The 16575-nt window shown below is 61.8% G+C and carries 15 protein-coding genes and 1 CRISPR repeat array; of the genes, 11 read left to right on the top strand and 4 right to left on the bottom strand.

All coding sequences use genetic code 11. From position 1 onward, the window contains the following. Window positions 1-2: 2 nt before the first annotated feature. Entirely contained in the window at window positions 3-629 is a 627-nt protein-coding gene (locus GYH26_RS09780) for a TetR/AcrR family transcriptional regulator (protein ID WP_242006373.1), read from the bottom strand. Window positions 630-1164: 535 nt separating this feature from the next. Continuing rightward, window positions 1165-2205: direct repeats of the CRISPR family, unit length 30 nt; unit sequence GTTTTAATCGCACCTTTTTGGTATTGAAAT. Between the two features lie 74 nt (window positions 2206-2279). Then, window positions 2280-3947 (bottom strand): dipeptidyl-peptidase 3 family protein, encoded by a 1668-nt coding sequence (locus tag GYH26_RS09775; RefSeq protein ID WP_161541491.1) that lies wholly within the window; start codon window positions 3945-3947, stop codon window positions 2280-2282. Between the two features lie 134 nt (window positions 3948-4081). Here GYH26_RS09775 and GYH26_RS09770 point away from each other — a divergent pair, with 134 nt between their 5' ends. The 3 genes from GYH26_RS09770 to GYH26_RS09760 are packed head-to-tail and all read left to right on the top strand — an operon-like array spanning window position 4082 to window position 6061. Further along, complete coding sequence (locus GYH26_RS09770; protein ID WP_161541490.1) at window positions 4082-5416, top strand: amylo-alpha-1,6-glucosidase; 1335 nt, start codon at window positions 4082-4084, stop codon at window positions 5414-5416. A 25-nt stretch (window positions 5417-5441) separates the two neighbouring features. Next, on the top strand, window positions 5442-5696 hold the full coding sequence (locus tag GYH26_RS09765; protein WP_012844268.1) for a DUF433 domain-containing protein: 255 nt from the start codon (window positions 5442-5444) through the stop codon (window positions 5694-5696). After that, window positions 5693-6061, top strand: a complete 369-nt coding sequence (locus GYH26_RS09760; protein WP_161541489.1) for a DUF5615 family PIN-like protein — start codon at window positions 5693-5695, stop codon at window positions 6059-6061. The genes GYH26_RS09765 and GYH26_RS09760 overlap by 4 nt, the downstream gene beginning before the upstream one ends. Here the strand turns inward: GYH26_RS09760 and GYH26_RS09755 are convergent. Together GYH26_RS09755 and GYH26_RS09750 are read right to left on the bottom strand one after the other, a co-directional pair. Continuing rightward, window positions 6058-7083: a carbohydrate porin gene (locus tag GYH26_RS09755; RefSeq protein ID WP_161541488.1), complete on the bottom strand. Its 1026-nt coding sequence runs from the start codon at window positions 7081-7083 to the stop codon at window positions 6058-6060. The genes GYH26_RS09760 and GYH26_RS09755 overlap by 4 nt on opposite strands. Beyond that, on the bottom strand, window positions 7074-7238 hold the full coding sequence (locus tag GYH26_RS09750) for a hypothetical protein (RefSeq protein WP_161541487.1): 165 nt from the start codon (window positions 7236-7238) through the stop codon (window positions 7074-7076). Before GYH26_RS09750 ends, GYH26_RS09755 begins: the two co-directional genes overlap by 10 nt. A 148-nt stretch (window positions 7239-7386) precedes the next feature. On the opposite strand from GYH26_RS09750, the gene GYH26_RS09745 reads away from it, so the two are divergent. The 8 genes from GYH26_RS09745 (at window position 7387) to GYH26_RS09710 (ending at window position 16417) form a co-directional block, all read left to right on the top strand. After that, window positions 7387-8562 carry an ATP-binding protein gene (locus tag GYH26_RS09745; protein ID WP_161541486.1) on the top strand — a complete coding sequence of 392 codons (1176 nt, stop codon included), beginning with the start codon at window positions 7387-7389 and terminating at the stop codon, window positions 8560-8562. 175 nt (window positions 8563-8737) lie between these two features. Further along, window positions 8738-9664 carry an ATP-binding cassette domain-containing protein gene (locus GYH26_RS09740; protein ID WP_161541485.1) on the top strand — a complete coding sequence of 309 codons (927 nt, stop codon included), beginning with the start codon at window positions 8738-8740 and terminating at the stop codon, window positions 9662-9664. 13 nt (window positions 9665-9677) lie between these two features. After that, window positions 9678-10385, top strand: coding sequence for an ABC transporter permease (locus GYH26_RS09735; protein ID WP_012844264.1), 708 nt, complete (start codon window positions 9678-9680; stop codon window positions 10383-10385). 3 nt (window positions 10386-10388) lie between these two features. Beyond that, window positions 10389-11915, top strand: a complete 1527-nt coding sequence (locus GYH26_RS09730; protein WP_161541484.1) for a GldG family protein — start codon at window positions 10389-10391, stop codon at window positions 11913-11915. Window positions 11916-11935: 20 nt separating this feature from the next. Then, window positions 11936-12856: a DUF4340 domain-containing protein gene (locus GYH26_RS09725; RefSeq protein WP_161541483.1), complete on the top strand. Its 921-nt coding sequence runs from the start codon at window positions 11936-11938 to the stop codon at window positions 12854-12856. 231 nt (window positions 12857-13087) lie between these two features. Next, window positions 13088-13390 carry a nucleotidyltransferase family protein gene (locus tag GYH26_RS09720; protein WP_161541482.1) on the top strand — a complete coding sequence of 101 codons (303 nt, stop codon included), beginning with the start codon at window positions 13088-13090 and terminating at the stop codon, window positions 13388-13390. Beyond that, entirely contained in the window at window positions 13387-13728 is a 342-nt protein-coding gene (locus GYH26_RS09715; RefSeq protein WP_012844260.1) for a HepT-like ribonuclease domain-containing protein, read from the top strand. The genes GYH26_RS09720 and GYH26_RS09715 overlap by 4 nt, the downstream gene beginning before the upstream one ends. A gap of 136 nt (window positions 13729-13864) precedes the next feature. Then, window positions 13865-16417, top strand: coding sequence for an amylo-alpha-1,6-glucosidase (locus GYH26_RS09710; RefSeq protein WP_242006367.1), 2553 nt, complete (start codon window positions 13865-13867; stop codon window positions 16415-16417). The last annotated feature ends 158 nt before the right edge of the window (window positions 16418-16575 follow it).

Genomic DNA, 16575 nt, shown 5'->3' with positions numbered 1-16575 from the left:
GGTTAAGGCGTCAGATTTCCTTCGGAAGCAATCGCATCGAGGGCTTTTCGGAAGTCGCCGCGCGCGGCGTCGGTCAGCATCCCTTCGAACAGGAGCTGGATCACCAGGCGGATCATTTCCGGCAGCGTGTAGGGCAGTTCCATGAGTGCCGAAGGCGTCACCAGGCGTTCGGCCACGGCCTGAAAGCTCCGGAGCATGATTTCCACGGGCACGTCGGTCCGGATGAATCCGGCCGCCCGACCTTCTCGGAGCGCGCCGCCCAGCAGGCGCGCGATCGTCTCGGAGCGGAAGCGTTCGGTTTCGGCCCAGACGTCGGGAAGAAAGCGGGCCAGGTCTTCCAGAAACGGCTTTTCGATCTGGCGCAGGTGGCGAACCGCTTCGGCGAAAGCCCGGGCCAGGCGTTCGGGGAGCGACAGCGTGTGGTCCTCGAAAATGCGGCCGAGGCCTTCGGCCACCTGAGCGCGAAAAGCCTCCATGACGGCCGCTGCGAGTGCGGCTTTGGTGGGGAAGTGCTGGTAGAGCGTTTTTTTGCTCATGCCCAGCTCGCGGGCGAGCTCATCCATGGTCACCCGCGCATAGCCTTCCCGGAAAAAGCGTCGCCGTGCCGCTTCCAGGATGCGCGCGCGCACGGCCGCCGGCGTTGTTTCAGATGAAACCATGGAAACTTGAATTGTATTTTTAGTTTCCATCCTACGGTAAAAAATAGCGGCAGAGGTGTCAAGCAGGGCTTTGGTGAAGAAACGAAAAAGTCGCATCAGTGGCACCGGCCGGTGTAGGGGCAGTCGTCGGTCCGGAACGATTTGCTTCTCATGTGCTCGTCCGAAAAGCCTCGATCGTGGGCAACTGAAAACAAGCCCCGGAGCTTGATTCTGAGACCGGTGAAAAGAAAGACTCATGCGGGCGTAAACGCTGTTTTCCTGAAGGGAAAGGTTCGTCGTCCGGTCGTCGTCCTCCGTGATAACGAGAAGTGTTCAGCGAAGATCGAGAAAGTAAATTCTGATCTTATTGTTTTAAGGTGTTGAGTTTATTCTGGTTGTAAAAAGTCGTCGGACTCCCGGGGTTTCAGGGGGTAACCGGAGGTCGACGACTCCGGGGACTTGACTTTCCGGTTCCAATCGCTTATAATGCCCTTCAGAAGCCGGTTCTGCTCTTTGAAAGGCCGGGGTTTTAATCGCACCTTTTTGGTATTGAAATCCGTGACCCAGTAGTAGTAGGTCGTGCCGTAATCGCGTTTTAATCGCACCTTTTTGGTATTGAAATCGTTACGACAAGCTGATACTACAGCGGGACGATCACAACCAGTTTTAATCGCACCTTTTTGGTATTGAAATCTGCGTCTCGCCCAAGCGCGAAATGATTTGGCGAGCGGTTTTAATCGCACCTTTTTGGTATTGAAATTTGTCTCTTCCGTGGCGGCGATTCACGACGTGGTGGGTTTTAATCGCACCTTTTTGGTATTGAAATTACGAGATCCCAGATCGGTTCTGGGTCCCGCATTGCGTTTTAATCGCACCTTTTTGGTATTGAAATAGCCATTCGGCAACACGGTAAACCGCCGACTGATACAACCGGTTTTAATCGCACCTTTTTGGTATTGAAATCGGGACGGGCGATCTCGTCTTCGGCCGGTGCCGCCGTTTTAATCGCACCTTTTTGGTATTGAAATTTTGATGCGGGGGCAAGGGGCGGCGGCGGGACCCCCCGGTTTTAATCGCACCTTTTTGGTATTGAAATGCGACACCACGCGCTCACGGAGCTGGCCGATGTCGGTTTTAATCGCACCTTTTTGGTATTGAAATTCGATCATCTCGATGTTCTCGAAGGAACGGATCAGAAGTTTTAATCGCACCTTTTTGGTATTGAAATAAATTTACCTTCAGCATGTTGACGTGCTGAACGCCGGTTTTAATCGCACCTTTTTGGTATTGAAATTGATGGCGCACGAAGATCCGGAAGCGTACCGGTTTGTGTTTTAATCGCACCTTTTTGGTATTGAAATCTTTTTCTGTTAAATAATAACGCAATAGATCAAGCGCAGTTTTAATCGCACCTTTTTGGTATTGAAATTCACCTGCACGGCCGAGATCGTCCTGGACTGCATCGAAGGTTTTAATCGCACCTTTTTGGTATTGAAATTGATTGTTGGGATTCTGGAAGAATATTTTGGCGAAGTAAGTTTTAATCGCACCTTTTTGGTATTGAAATGATGCAAGAAAGCCCCGGAGCAGCAGCTCACGGGGCTTTGTTAATTTCAGGACGTTTGCTGTAGACGCGGGCAGCTACTCCAGTCCCAGCACTTCCGGACCCTGTACGAAGACGATGTCCACGGGGATGCCGGCCTGCTGGATGCGGGCCAGGTCGGCGCGGAGCGTGTCGTCCATCTGACCGTAGCGCTCGATGAAGGCGGCCGTGGCGGCGTAGTCGCCGTCGCCCTGCAGGTGGAGGATCTGCTCCGAAAGCGCATTGACGGCTGTCTGCATGCGCTCGGGCACGACGCGGTAGGTGCCGGTGGCCGCATCGCGTGTGAAAGCGCCCTGCTCCTTGAAGAAATTGAACCGGATGAGGTTGGCACGGCCGTGGGCGCTGGCCGCGCCGAAGCGAATTGAGCGGAAAATACCGGCCAGGAAGGTCACGTAGTGATCCATTGGATCGGCCTCCCACTCGCCGCGATCGATCAGCCAGGTGACCATGTAGAGGCCGAGCACGTCCGCCTTGCCTTCCTCCATGGTCGTGTACAGGTCGCGCAACGCCTCGCGCACGGTGCCGCGTCCGGTGATCGTGTGTTTGATGCCCAGCCCGTGCGCGACTTCATGAAACATCGTGTTGCCGAAGAAGGCGTCGAAGGTGATGTGCGCGCGCTGGTCTTCGGCGATCAGCACGTCGGCGATCGGGAGCAGGATCTTTTCGAACTTGGCCCGCATGACGTTTTTGAGTTGCAGGCGGCGCGTGCCTTTTTCGAGCTGGACGCGCTCGTCGTTGGGCAGGTTGATGGCAATCGTCTTAGCGCCGGCGTTGGCGTCGCCCGCGTAATAGAGCGCGTCGTAGGCGCCGAGGTCCGAGTCGGTGCCGGGCTGTTCGCGCTTATAGGCGTCGGGTACAGGCAACGCGGCCTGCAGCTCGGGGAGCAACGTGGCGTAACGGCCGAGGCGCTCGCTCCAGGCGCGGTCCTTGAGCAGCACGAAGGCCTCGGCGGCCGCCTTGTAGCCGAAGAGCTGGTCCTCGTAGGTTTCGATCGGACCGATCACCACGTCGATCGTGTTCGTCTTCATGTCGAGCCAGGCCCGATCGCTTTCGTAGTAGTCGTCGGTCAGGAGCGCCTCGGCGCGGAGCGTGAGGTAGCGGTGAAGCCCTTCGTCCTCGGCCAGTTCGGCCGCCTGGCGAAGCAGCTCGGCAGCGCGGCGGACGTGCGGCGCAAAAAATTCGTGGTAGGGGATGGCGACGAGCCGGCCCTGCGCGTCGCGCCGTACCATGGTGTAGAGGCTGCGAAGCGCTTCGTTTTCGGCGGCGGCCGCTTCGAATTCCTCGCGCGTCATGTCGGGCGGATAAAAGTTGGCGCCCGGCGGCTTGGGACCCACGCCTTCGATAAAGGGCCGATTGCCATCGAGCCGGTCCCAGGGGCCGTAGTTGATTTCCGCGAAGCGCCGGAGGCCCGGATCTTCGATCGTGGCCAGCAGCGAATCCAGGTTGCCGTAGGCCTGCACCTTGAAGATGGCGTCCATTTCGCGGGCCGCGTCGATGAGCAGGCGGAGCATCCGGCGCTGGTTGTCTGAAAGGCCGCTCAGGTCGGCTTCGAGTCGGAACGGCGCGTACTTGCGCAAAAGCGCCTGCGCTTCGGGCGAGGCGCCCGGCACGGTCAGCACGGTGTCGAGGCTTGCTTCGGGCATGGTTTCCGGCGTTTCACAGGCAGGGAGCAGCAGGAGTGCGAACAAAAGGGGAAGTCGGCGCATGATATTTTCGAAAGAAAGTTTCAGCGCATACCGGTTCAAGATGCGGCATGCCGGATTCATTTGCAAGGGAGGTGTGAAACGCGCGCGTGGTCTTTCTGTTGAAGAAGCGCAAAAGCATTATAAAACCTGCACCGATGTCTGAACCAGTGGTCATTGACCCGGAGGCGCTGATCGAACAGGCGAAGGCGGTCCTCCGGGCGAACGACGTAAACGGGATTTTTGTTAAGCCGGGGACCTACCAGTACCCCCATCAGTGGAACTGGGACGCGGCGCTGGTGGCGCTGGGACTCAGCCACTTCGATCGCCCGCGGGCCGAGCAGGAGATCCGCTCGCTGCTGAAAGGGCAGTGGAAGGACGGCATGTTGCCGCACGTGGTCTACCACAACGGCGCTTCCGACTACTTCCCGACGCCCGATTTCTGGCAGATCGAGCGGAGTCCGAACGCGCCGGAGGGCGTGCTGACGTCCGGGATCGTCCAGCCGCCGCTGCTGGCCACCTGCGTGCGCCTCATGCACGAGCGGGCGCCGGACCGCGAGGCCTCGCTGGCCTTTGTGCGGGAGATCTACCCGGCGCTCTACCGCTGGCATCGCTGGCTACGCACGGCCCGGGACCCCGAAAACACCGGCCTGGTGGCGATCGTGCATCCCTGGGAGTCGGGCACCGACAACGCCGCGCGCTTTGTGGAGCCCATGATCCGGGTCATCCCCACGCGCGTGCCGGCCTACCAGCGCAAGGACTTTCTGCACGTGCGCGAGGACGAACGGCCCATTCAGGCCGAATACCAGCGCTTTATCTATTTGATCGACCTGTTCCGCCAGTGGGGCTACGATCAGGAGACGATCTACGCCCGCTCGCCGTTTCTGGTGCAGGACACGCTTTTCAACGCGCTCATGTACCGGGCGCAGCGTGACCTGCGGGCGCTGGCCGCCGAGCTGGGCGAACCCACCGAGGAGTTCGACGAGTGGCTGGCCACCACGCGCTACGCCTACAATGCCCGGCTCTGGAGCGAGGAACACGGTCTGTACTTCGCCTACGACCTGCGCGCCCGGCGCGTGCTGGAAGAGAACGGCTGCGCCACGTTCATCCCGCTGTTTGCCGGGCTGGCCAGCGAACGCCAGGCGCGTCGGCTTGTCGAAGAGCACCTGCTCAATCCCGAGGAGTATGCGCCGGACGGCACGCGTTACTACGTGCCCTCGCAGGCCAAGAACAATCTGTTCTTCGAGCCGCGGCGCTACTGGCGCGGCCCGGTGTGGATCATCATCAACTGGATGGTCATGGAGGGCCTGCGCCGCTACGGCTATCACGAGCTGGCCGAAACGATCCGGCAGCACAGCCTGGAGCTGGTGCAGAAGTCCGGCTTCATGGAGTACTACGACCCCCGCGATGGGACCGGCTGCGGGGCGACGGGCTTCTCCTGGACGGCCGCGCTGACGATCGAAATGCTGGCCGGCCAACCCGTACCGGCATGAACCTGATCAACAAAGCAAGACGCCCATGAAAGCACGTTTTCCTGTGCCTGGCCTGGAACGTATCACGTTTGATCCTGAAGTGATGGGGGGACGTGCCTGCATTCGGGACACACGGGTTACGGTTTCGCTGATCTTGAATTTGCTGGCAAATGGAATGCAAGTCCACGAAATTCTTGAAGCCTATCCTTATCTGGAACCTGAAGATATTCATCAGGCGCTCAAGTATGCGGCCTGGCTCTCCGAGGAATGGGTCGTGCCACTGAGTCCAGAAACCCCATGAGGTTCCTTGCAGACATGGGGATTTCTCCCCATACGGTCAGGTTTCTGAGAGAACAAGGATATGACGCCGTTCATCTTCGTGAACTTAAGGGCCAGTTACTTACGGATGCGTCTATTCTGGAACTGGCGCGAACAGAACGCAGAATCTTATTGACGCATGATCTTGATTTTGGTGAACTGATGGCTGCGAGCGGCGCCCGGTTACCCACTGTGATCGTGTTTCGTCTTCGAAATATGCGCCCTGAAAATGTGAATAGATACCTGATGGGAATAATTGACAGATTCGGTGATCAGTTGCGTGCCGGAGCCATGGTGAGCGTGACCGAGGCACAGGTGCGCATACGTTCGCTTCCGCTGTCGTCTTAAGGACTCCACAGCAGGCGAAGGCCGCCGACCAGCACGCTGCCGGCGCGGGTATCGGGGTGGAGCACCCATTGCAGATCGAACTGCAGGCGGAGCGCTGTGCTGAGGGCAAGCAGATAAGTGCCTTCGAAAACCCATTCGGTACGGTGTACGGGCGTGCCCTGCTGTCGCTGCAGGCGGCGGTAGGCGCTGCTGTTGTGGGCGGCGGCGACGGCCAGTCCCATGCGGTCGGCCGGGCGTCCCGGCACCCAGCCCCTTCCACTGAAGCCCCCGCCCGTGTAGGCGCCAAAGCGGTTCACGCGCGGATGCGCCAGGCCCACCCGCAGAAAGGCCCAGAGCGTGCGGGGGTCTTCCCGGTAGAGCCGCGATTCAGCCAGTAGATAGACGCCGGCATTGCCCCGTTGCGTGCGGTCTGCGTCGAGCCACCGGAAGCGGGCGGTGTAGTACCAGGCGCCCAGCGCCAGCTTGTGATGATGGGGATGTTCGTGCAGGCGACTGACGAGCCGGATCGGCGAGCCGTCGGGCAGCGGTGCTTCCGGATGCACCAGCGCGCCGGCTTCGGCCACCAGCAGCAGGCCGTCGTTGCGTCCGAAGACGATGTGCGTGCCGGCGGGGCGGTCCGGATCGCCCGGCACCCCGTCGAGCGCCACGGCCTGCAGGTAGCCAGCATACCGGGCGCTTCGCTGAAAACCCAGGCGAACCCGGAGTCCGGGCGACGTCACGGGGAAGATCGACGGCCCCTGCGGACGACTGGCGGCCAGTTCGGCGCCGATGCCGAACGAGCTGTTGATAAAAAGCCCGGCGGCCGGTAGCACGTCGAACTCGCTGTTCAGGTCGTACAGCCCCGCCAGCACGGAAAGGCGGCCGGTGGCCGTCACGTGCTCGACAAACGCTTCGTAGAGGCGCCAGGAGGTGGGTGCTTCGATGTTGCTGACGCCCTGTGCGTCGCCAACGCGCGCGCTGATCGATCCGCCCTGGTTGCCCAGCCCGTAAAAAAAGAGGGTGGTGCGCGGCGTCAGGTGCACGCCAGCGTGACGTCCACGTTATCCATCCACACCGGCCGTACCGACGCACCGGCCAGCGGACTCATGACGTCGACCGTGTAGGCGACGGCCAGTTCGGAGGTGAACCGGCTGGTGTCGGCCGCCAGGAGCCAGCCGCCCAGCCACAACGCCAGCATCAGCATCCGAATCGACTAAGTTTTTAGGCATGACTAAAAACGAATTGGAAGATACGGAACGGCAACCAATGGCACAAGAGGGCACCTGGCGGAAAGACGGGCGTTCATATCCTTGCAAAACTGACATTATGATGTATGATTTGCAAGGATGATTGAGCGTCATTTGCTTTCGGAAGTGCTCCAGGGGTTGCAGGAGGTCCCGGCTGTTTGCTTGCTTGGACCACGCCAGGCGGGAAAAACCACGCTGGCGTTACGGGTAGCCGAGTTGATCGGCGGGGTTTATCTGGATCTGGAATCTCCGCGGGATCTGGCCAAGTTATCCGATCCTGAGGCATATCTACTGCTTCATCTGGGTGAGCTGGTCATTCTGGATGAGGTGCACCGGGTACCCGGACTGTTCCCGATCCTCAGGGGCTTGATTGATCAGGCTCGTCGTCGGGGAAAGCGTGCAGGGCTGTATCTGTTGCTGGGTTCGGCTTCGCTGGATTTGCTCCGGCAGTCCGGAGAGTCGCTGGCCGGGCGTGTGCGGTATCTGGAGCTGACTCCTTTTTTTGTGCTTGAACCGACAGACCGTCCATTGGAAGCGCTGTGGCTGCGTGGCGGTTTCCCGGAGAGTTTACTGGCCGAGACAGAGCTGCAGAGTTTTCGATGGCGTCAGGACTTTATTCGGACTTACTTGGAACGGGAGATTCCCCGGTTCGGGACGCGTTTGCCAGCAGAGATGTTGCGGCGACTGTGGGTTATGCTGGCACATCGGCAGGGAGGGACGTTGAATGCAGCGGAACTGGCTCGTAACCTGGGGATCGATGTGCGTACGGTAAATCGCTATTTAGATCTGCTGGTAGACCTGTTTCTGGTGCGTCGTTTACCCCCCTGGCATGCCAATGTCGAAAAGCGTCTGGTCAGATCGCCGCGACTTTATATCCGAGACAGCGGGCTGTTGCATGCACTGCTGGATATTATCGACATGGAAACGCTGCTGTCTCATCCGGTCGTAGGGGCAAGCTGGGAGGGTTTCGTTATAGAAAACCTGATAGCCAGTGCACCGACAGGGACGACCTTCTATTTCTATCGCACGGCCGGTGGTGCGGAGATCGATTTGCTGATTGTATGGCCTGACGGCCGGCGCTGGGCCGTTGAGGTCAAACGCAGCCTGAGTCCACGCCCGGATCGCGGTTTCTATGCAGCCTGTGAGGATGTACGCCCGGAGAAGCAATTCATAGTGTATCCAGGGTCGGACCGGTTCCCGGTAGGACAGGGCATAGAAGCATTACCCCTGATTGAGCTCGCGCGTCTGTTGCAGGCACAAAAGCATACCGCATGACGCGATGGATTGAGGCATTGCAAAGAATTGATGAGACAGGGGGAGCGATACACTAAAAAGCCGGCCATTTCGTTTGTAATTTTCTGATGGCACCATGGAATGGTGCGGCCCGGTTTGCTTTTCTAATCGGCGAAAAGAGTCCCACCACGACCGAAGCAATACCGGCACGCGTGTCATGATCGAGGTACGCGAGCTGACGAAGCGTTACGGGTCGGAGGTGGCCGTCGACCGCATTTCGTTCACCGTGCGGTCGGGCGAGGTGCTGGGCTTTCTCGGTCCCAACGGGGCCGGAAAGACCACCACGATGAAGGTGATCACCTGCTACCTGCCTCCGACCGAGGGCACCGTCCTGGTGGACGGGCTGGACGTGCGGCACGACAGCCTGGCGATTCGCCAGAAGATCGGCTACCTGCCCGAAAACACGCCGCTCTATCCCGACATGGTCACCTACGACTATCTGGAGTTCATGGCGGCCATGCGGGGGCTCGATGGAGCGGCGCGGCGGCGTCGCCTGGCCGAGGTGATCGAAGTGTGCGGACTGGGCGACGTGCTCACCAAGCGCATCGACGCGCTCTCGAAGGGATACCGCCAGCGCGTCGGGCTGGCGCAGGCCATGGTGCACGACCCGCCCATCCTGATCCTGGACGAGCCGACCTCCGGGCTCGATCCCAACCAGATCGTGGAGATCCGGAGCCTGATCAAGACGCTCGGGCGCGAAAAGACCGTCATCCTCTCGACGCACATCCTGCCCGAGGTGCAGGCTTCGTGCGACCGCGTCCTGATCATTCATCGCGGGCGGATCGTGGCCGACGGCACGCCCGACGAGCTGCAATCGACCCACGGCGGCCAGCGCATTCTGTTCGGCGTGCAGGCGCCGGAGCCTGAGGTGCGGTCTGCGCTGGAGCGGTTGGACGGCGTGCGCGTAGAGGAGGCGCGGACGGAAAGCGACAGCACGCTGCTGCTGCGCCTGAGCGCCGACGGCCAGAAGGACCTGCGCCCGGAGCTGTTCCGCCTGGCCGTTGAGCGCGGCTGGACGCTCACCGAGCTCCACCGGGAGCGCGTCGATCTGGAGGAGGTCTTCCGCCAGCTCACGATGAACTAAACGCGCTGGAGCGATGCGGGAAGTCTGGATCCTCACGCGACGCGAACTGCGGGCCTTCTTCGACAGCCCGTCGGCCTACATCGTGCTGAGCGTGTTTCTGCTCATTACGGGCTGGTTCTTCGGCAACAGCCTGTTCGTCGAGAACGTCGCGTCGCTGCGATCGGTCTTCGACCTGGCGCCGGTGTTGTTCATGTTCTTCATCCCGGCGCTCACGATGGGCACCTTCGCCGAAGAGCGCCGCGCCGGTACGATTGAACTGCTGCTGACATTGCCGGTGCGTGACGGACAGGTCATCGCCGCCAAATTGCTGTCGGTGGTGATCGTGCTGCTGGTGGCGCTGGCCCTGACCGGCGTCTACGTGCTGACGCTGGCCGTGCTGGGCGATCCGGACAACGGCGCCACGCTCGGCGGCTATCTGGGACTGGCGCTGCTGGGCCTGTCCTGCAGCGCGCTGGGGCTGCTGGCCTCCAGCCTGACGCGCAACCAGATCGTGGCCTTCATTCTGGGCTTTGCCATGATTTTCGGACTGTACCTGCTCGACAAGGTCACGATCTTCGTGCCGGGCTGGCTGGCCCCCATCCTGGAGTACCTGAGCATCGACTTCCACTACCGGAACCTGATGCGCGGCGTGATCGACTCGCGCGACGTGCTCTACTACCTGTCGCTGACGGCGTTTGCCGGTTTGCTGACCGCGTATCACCTGGCACGACGTCCGGAGTGAGCCATGCAACGGAACTGGACCACACGCACCACGCTGCTGCTGGTCGGACTGATTCTGGTGGTGCTGAACCTGATCGGCCTGAACGTTTTCTTCCGGATCGACCTGACCGACGACCGGGTCTATTCGCTCTCAGAAGCATCGATCGAGACGGTGCGTTCGCTCGACGACCCGGTCACCGTGCGCGTGTTCTTTACGGCCGATCTGCCGGCCCCGTACAGCAGCTACCGGCGCTTTCTGCGCGACAAGCTGGACGAATACCGCGCCTACGGCGGCAACAAATTCCAGTATGAATTTCTGGATCCGGGATCGGACGAATCGCTCCAGCAGGAAGCCGCCCGCTACAACATCCCGCCCGTGCAGGTGCAGGTGATCGAAAACGACAATCTTCAGATCAAAAATGCCTACATGGGGCTGGTGGTCGAGTATGCGGGCAAGCGAGAGACGATCCCGGTGATCGAAGACCTCTCGACGCTGGAGTACGACCTGACCAGCGCCATCCGCAAGCTCACGCGGGACCGGTTGCCGGTGGCGGGCATCCTGACGGGCCACGGCGAGCCGGGCCGCACCGCCATGGAGACGTTCTATCGGGCGCTGGAGCGTAACTACGAGGTGCGCACCGTGTCGGTGAAAGACAGCACGCTGGATCCACGGCCGGATGTGCTCTTCATCATTGCGCCGACCGACACGTTTCCCGAGGCGCACCTGAAGGCCATCGACCGCTACCTGATGGAAGGCGGCCGTGTGGCCGTGCTGCTCAACCGGATCAACGCGAACCTGCAGTTCGGTTTTGCCAGCGAGCAGAAGACCGGACTGGAGGACCTGCTGGCCCACTACGGCGCCGTGGTGCGGCCCGACCTGGTGATGGACCGCCAGAGCTCGGTGGTGACGCTGCAGCGGACCGTGGGCTTCTTCCGCGTGGCCCAGATGGTGGAGTACCCGTTCTTCCCCATCGCCACACGCTTCAACCCGGAGCATCCCATGGTCAGTCGGCTCCGGGAGGTCTTCTTCTACTACGTCAGCTCGATCGATACGAGCGCGGCGCTTCCCGAAGGGGTCGAGCGCATTCCGCTGGTGTACTCGACGCCGCAAAGTGCCACGCAACAGGGCTTCTTCACGGTGCAGCCCGCCATGCTGCCGGACCCCGAAAACTTCCGGGACGGCCCCTACGTGCTGGCCGTGGCGCTGCACGGGACATTCCCGAGCGCCTACGACAGCACGCGCATCGGACAACCGGCCCGGCTGGTGGTGGTGGGCGACGGCGATCTGGTCAACGAGCAGCGCTACGGCGGCCAGCTCCCACCGGGCAACCTGGCCTTCGTGCTAAACATCGCCGACTGGCTCGGTCAGGACGAGGCGCTGCTGGCGATCCGCACCAAGTCGATCACGCCGCGGGCGCTCGAACCGGTGAGCGAAAGCCTGCGGCCCTTCATCAAGTACGCGAACATCCTGGGACCGGTGGTGCTGGTGGTGCTCTTCGGGCTGATCCGCTGGCGCATTCGGCGTCAGCGTCAGATTGTGCTGACCACCTGAAACCATCCCGGACGTGAGCCATGCCGCGAAAAAATCCGGTTGTCATTCTGTCGATCGTGCTGGTGGTCCTGCTCGTACTGGCCTGGGCCACCGGCGCCTTCAAGCGAAACCCCTCGACGATCGACGTGCCAGAATGGACACTCCGGGCGGACGAGATCACGCGAATCCGTCTGGAGCGACCGGGCAAGGATCCGCTTGTGCTGGAGCGGAGCGGTTCGGGCTGGCAGCTGACGGCCCCGATTCACTATCCGGCCGACTCGTCCTTTGCCCGACGTTTCGTCGAAAATCTGGCCGAAACGGAGCTGGAAAGCGTCGTTTCCACCAACCCGGCCCGCTACGGCAATTACGGCGTGGCCGACTCAAACGCCATCCGCCTGGTGGCCTATCGGAAGGCGGGCGACTCGCTCCAGTTGTTCTGGGGCAATACGGGGCCGGATTTCAACGCCCGGTACGTGCGCCTGGCCACGGATGAGCGGGTGTTTCTGGCCCGAACCGAGCTGACCTTTCCGGAGGATCTGGCCCGCTGGCGCGACAAGACGATCCTGAACGTGCCGGCGGGCCAGATCGAAGCGCTGGAAGTGCAGCATGAAGGTAAGCGATACGGCGTGCGCCGGGGCGAAAGCGGCTGGGAACTGGTGGAAGACGACCAGACCGCGCCGGCCGACTCGGCGGCGGCTGCGCGCTGGGCCGGTCAGTTCGATCCGCTCCGCGCCGACGGCTTCTTCGATGACCTGCCGGCCGACTCGATCCGCCGGGCGCCCGACTATGTGCTGACGCTCCGGTTGCCCGGTGGCGTCCAGCAGGTGCTCTATTTTGATGAGCGGAGCAACGGCTGGGCGCTGGTGCGCGGTGACGACGAGACGGTCTTCCGCATCTACGCCTACCGTCGCAACCAGCTTCTTCCCGAAGCTTCCTCGCTCCGGGCAAAAAGCGAGGAGTAACCGCCAGGGCTTGACCTTTCGGCCCGTTCGGCGTTTTCTTGCCGGACGGGCTTTTTGGTAGAAGTCATCCGAAAAGAAGGTCACGATTTTGACCTGTAACCCTTTATAGCGCTGTCGGTTAGGTTTGTAGCCGGCCGTTTGAAGCACAACCAGCGCGCTTGTAGTCAGGCACGGAGCGAAGCGAAGTGCCGTCTCGGGTGATGCCACTTGTTTTCCGAATAAAACCTCAGGATGAAAACAGAGCAGCGACTTCTGCAGCGGCTCAGAGAGAAACGCGAGGAGATCCTTCGGCTCTGCGCCCGCTACGGAGCCACGGACGTGCGGGTGTTCGGCTCGGTAGCGCGGGGAGAGGCCGACGCGTCAAGCGATGTGGATCTGATCGTGCGCTTCGAGCCGGGACGCAGCCTGCTGGACCACGCCGCGCTCTGGCTTGAGCTGGAGGCGCTGCTGGGGTGCCGTGTCGATGTGCTCAGCGAATCCGGTCTCAAGCCCCGGATTCGCGAAAAAGTGCTGAAGGAGGCCATTCCTCTATGAGAACGCCTGTCGAAAGACTCAGGGACATGCTGGAGGCGATTGCCCGGATCGAACGATATGCCAGTCAGGGCAAAAGGGCGTTTCTTCAGAACGAACTGATTCAGGTGTGGATCATCCATCATCTGCAACTGATCGGTGAGGCTGCGGCGCGCCTGGGGCAGGCGTTTCATGCCGCCTATCCACAGATCCCCTGGGCGCAGATTGTAGCGATGCGAAATATTCTGGTACACGAGTACTTCGGTATTGATCTCGAAGAAGTCTGGGCAACGGTGGAGCGAGATCTTCCTCTGCTCAAAGCGCAGATAACAGCTATGCTGAAAGAATTGGAAGCACCGTGAAATGCGCAGGGGCTTGACCTTTCGGCCCGTCCGGCGTTTTCTTGCCGGACGGGCTTTTTTGTACATAACCTTCTGACCGACGATGCTGCGAGGAAACGCATGGATTGCAGTATGGCTTGGCTGTTTGCTGTCCGGCATGATGGCGGTGCAGGCGCAACAGATCGAAGGACTGGTGCCGCGCTTTGAGCGGCCGACCGGCCGGCTGGTGCTGGCGCGACCCACGCAGGCCGGAGCGTTTCTGGACGTGGTGGGGCGGCGGGCGGCGCTGCTCGGCTACGAACACCGCGCGTTCGAGGTCTGGGTCTATCCGCTCAAAATCCTGCGCGACCTGCGGCTGGAATTCCAGATTGCCGACTATCCGGTGCCGTTGAGCGGCGAGGAGACGCTGGCCTACATCGAAGCGCGGCCGGAGGCCACCGTGCTCACCTACAGCCACGCGGCTTTCACCGTGCGACAGATCCTGTACGCGCCGGTGCACGAGCCGGGTATCGTGATGCTGCTGGACGTGCAGGCCGTGCGGCCGCTGACGATCCGCGTGGCGTTTCGGCCCGACCTGCGCCTCATGTGGCCGGCCGGTCTGATGACAGGCTACCTCGGCTGGAACGAGGAGGGGCGGTTTTATACGATCACCGAGGAAACCCGCCGGTTTGCCGGGGTGATAGGCTCGCCGCTGGCCCGGGACGTGTCGGTGCAGCCCTATCAGGAAGAGCCAAAAGATCTACCGAACCGGTTCGAGCTGGAGGTAACGCCCGAGCTGGCCGCCCGCTACTACATCCCGGTGGTGATCACCGGCAGCGTCGAGGGCATCGACGGCGCGATCGCGACCTACCGGCGGCTGCTCGAGCAGGCCGAAAGCTATTACCGCCAGAACGTGGCGCACTACGAACGGCTGCTGGACGAAGCATTGCAGATCGAAACGCCCGATCCGACGCTGAACACGGCCTACGCCTGGGCGCTGGTGGGCATCGACAAAGGGCTGGCGACCAACCCGTACCTGGGCACCGGACTGATTGCCGGCTTCCGTACGGCGGGCAACAGCGAGCGGCCCGGCTTTGCCTGGTTCTTCGGGCGCGATGCGCTCTGGACCGTGCTGGCCACGACGGCCGTCGGCCACTTCGAAACGACCCGCACGGCGCTGGACTTCCTGCGAAAGTTTCAGCGGGAAGACGGTAAGATCCCGCACGAAATTTCCCAGAGTGCTGCGCTGATCGACTGGTTCGAGGACTATCCGTATCCCTGGGCCTCGGCCGATGCCACGCCGCTCTTTATCATCGCACACGCCGATTACTGGCAGGCGAGCGGGGATCTGGACTACATCCGAGAGCACTGGGACGCGCTTGTAAGGGCTTACCGCTTCACGGCCGGCACCGACACGGACGGCAACGACCTGGTGGAAAACACCGGCGTGGGACACGGCTGGGTGGAAGGGGGGCTGCTGTACCCGCCGCACGAAGAGCTGTACCAGCAGGGCGTCTGGCTGGCCGCGCTGGAGGGGATGGAGGCCATGGCGACGGCCCTGGGCGAAACCGAACTGGCGGCCGAAGTGCGGCAGCGGGCGGTGCGGGTGCGGGCGGCCATCGAGCGCACTTATTGGCTGGAAGACGAAGGGTTCTATGCGTTTGCCACCTGGAAGCCGGACGGGGCCGCGGCGCCCGAACTGTTTCCGGAAAACACGGTGCTGCAGGCGGTACCGCTCTGGTGGCGGTTGCTCAGCCCGGAGCGTGCCCGTCGGGCGCTGGAGCACGTGGGCAGCGCGCAGATGGCCACCGACTGGGGCACGCGGATTCTGTCGAACGCCAGCAGCCGCTACGATCCGCTTTCCTACCATCACGGATCGGTCTGGCCGCTGTTTACCGGCTGGGCGTCGATGGCGGCCTATCGCTACGAAAAACCACACATCGGCTATCAGGCGCTGATGGCGAACGCGCTGTTGACCTACCAGGGGGCGCTGGGCTACGTGACCGAATTGCTCTCGGGTGCTTTCAATCGGGATTTCGGCCGCTCGTCGCACCACCAGATCTGGTCCGAGGCCATGGTGGTGACCCCGCTGGTGCGGGGACTGCTGGGACTGGACGTGCGGGAGGGCGGCCGGGTGTTGCGCGTGGCGCCCCAGCTTCCGGCCGTGTGGGATTCGCTGCGGTTGCGGCACGTGCCGGTGGGACGCGATCGGTATGCGCTGGCCATTCGGCGCACGGACGAAGCCTTTCTGGTGGAGATCATCCCTGAAGGCGAGGCGGCGCCCGTCTCGCTGGATCTGGCGCCGGCCTTTCCGCTGGATGCCCGCGTGGAGTCCGTGACCGTAAACGACCGGCCGGCCGTCTTCGAAGTGCGGGAGGAAGGCGATCTGCAGCGCGTGCGCATCCGCGTGCCGGTGGCCGGTCCGACCACGATCCGCTACCGCATGCGGCCGGGCACCGACGTCTATGTAGCCCCCGAGCCGCTGGTGCCCGGAATGGACAACCGCGGACTCCGGGTACTGCGCGTACGGGCCGCGTCCGACAGCCTGCTGCTGGTGCTGGAGGGACGGGTGGGGCGGAGCTATACGTTGCAGGTGCGCACGCCACGCCGGGTGCAGGCCGTCGAAGGTGTCATGCTGAGCCCCGAGCCCGGCGGCTACCGCCTGCAGGTGCGCTTCGAAGGCGAGGGGGCCGGCTACGTGCGCCGCCAGCTCCGGCTGCCGCTGGAATAAGCAACATCCTCAATCATCGCAAAAGGGCTGCGCGTGTCTTGTTCGTCCGGTAGGGGCGCACCCTGTGGTGCGCCCCTGCTTTTTGAAAGAAAAGCAGGGGTTAGACAGGTTTATTTGTGGCGGGAAACGTTTAGATTTTTTAGAGGTATCCTGAAGGA

It is taken from the genome of Rhodothermus marinus (assembly GCF_009936275.1).
Classification (GTDB): domain Bacteria; phylum Bacteroidota; class Rhodothermia; order Rhodothermales; family Rhodothermaceae; genus Rhodothermus; species Rhodothermus marinus_A.
The sequence above is the reverse complement of the archived record's forward strand: the minus strand, read 5'-3'. Positions and strand labels throughout refer to the sequence as shown.